Annotated in this window: 3 protein-coding genes; all 3 read right to left on the reverse strand. The window is 37.9% G+C overall.

Translation table 11 applies throughout. The features are described from left to right. On the reverse strand, nt 1–445 hold a 445-nt coding region (locus DXD25_RS17315; RefSeq protein ID WP_222847556.1), incomplete at its 3' end, for a hypothetical protein. Between the two features lie 58 nt (nt 446–503). Next, entirely contained in the window at nt 504–944 is a 441-nt protein-coding gene (locus tag DXD25_RS16035; RefSeq protein ID WP_187360506.1) for a hypothetical protein, read from the reverse strand. Between the two features lie 49 nt (nt 945–993). Then, on the reverse strand, nt 994–1254 hold a 261-nt coding region (locus DXD25_RS17320), incomplete at its 5' end, for a hypothetical protein (RefSeq protein ID WP_222847557.1).

A 1254-nucleotide genomic window follows, 5' to 3' on the forward strand; every position in this document is an offset into this window, starting at 1 on the left:
ACTTGCCAAGCTGACCTACGGAATGCACTTCAACTTCTGTTTCTGGGGCTTCCTTGGAGACAAGTATCTTGACTTCATTCACCGCCTTGCTCCAAATCTCGACGTAATCAGGAAAAATAAGGTAATAGTAGCTGCTGAAAAAGAACTCCTTCGTCTCAGGCTTGTACTGTATGAAGAAGTTGGCAGAATCAAAAGATTCGGTAAACTTTTCTTCGTGCATGATGTAAGAATCATCGGGCGACTTCTCACAAACCGTACTAAGCATCTTGACTCGCCTCTTGAACCATATTTTGTATCTTTTGGCAAAGAGAACAAAAGCAATCGAGACAACAGCCCAAACGCCAAGTACGACAACACCGATAATATCCGAGCAGATATGAGTGATGACACCTATGCCATATATGATGACAATGCACCATAAAACGACCATTCCAAGTTTAGACATTATTTTTTCTATCATAAAGCTATTCGTTTTTGTGGTTTTTTGAATCCACGATTTTCTGTTATCTATGATACAGGCAGTGCCCTTTTCTGTAGTCTTCGGGAGATAATCTTTTTTTGTTTTCAAACGCCATTTTATAGTCTTTCATATACCATTCCCATGCTTCTTGCATTACATAGTCCTTGTCATATAATATCCAAATTAACCTGTCCCATTCGTAGTTCGAGGCTTTGGGAACCATCGTTACTTTACTTCCTTTTTTACCGCTTGGGCGATTGGCTTTTACTTGATACCTTATATTTCTATAAACGAAATCCGTCCCTTTGGCAACAGCAGTTTTATCTCTCATGTAATCAGAGTATTCTTTTTCTGACATACCAACCAACATTGCTGCATCATATTCAGAAATGGAACTTGTAATAGACGGTGCAACTCCAAAACTTGCTTGCCATTGCAAAGCAATATCTACAAGTTTATCTCTTAGCATTATTTTTTCTTCCATAGTCGTGAAAAATTGAATTTACGAATTTGCAGTTCACAGAAAGTGAATATTAATGTCTATTTTTCTTTTTGTTGGCATTTTTATTTGCCTCTAACCAAAGCAGGAAAGACAACAGGAAACATATAAGAGCAACATATTTTCCTCTATTTATTCCCGAATCACGACAAAAGACTCTATCAAGTTTCTCATCGTAGAAGAACGTGGTGTTGTTAAACCCAAGCTGTAAACTGTCACTCTTGTTTATGACAGTATCGTATTTTTTACCTTGGTAAATAATGTCTGCCGATGGGTGATGTCTTGAGCCACTTCG

It is taken from the genome of Prevotella sp. TF12-30 (genome assembly GCF_003436715.1).
In the GTDB taxonomy this organism is placed as follows: domain Bacteria; phylum Bacteroidota; class Bacteroidia; order Bacteroidales; family Bacteroidaceae; genus Prevotella; species Prevotella copri_A.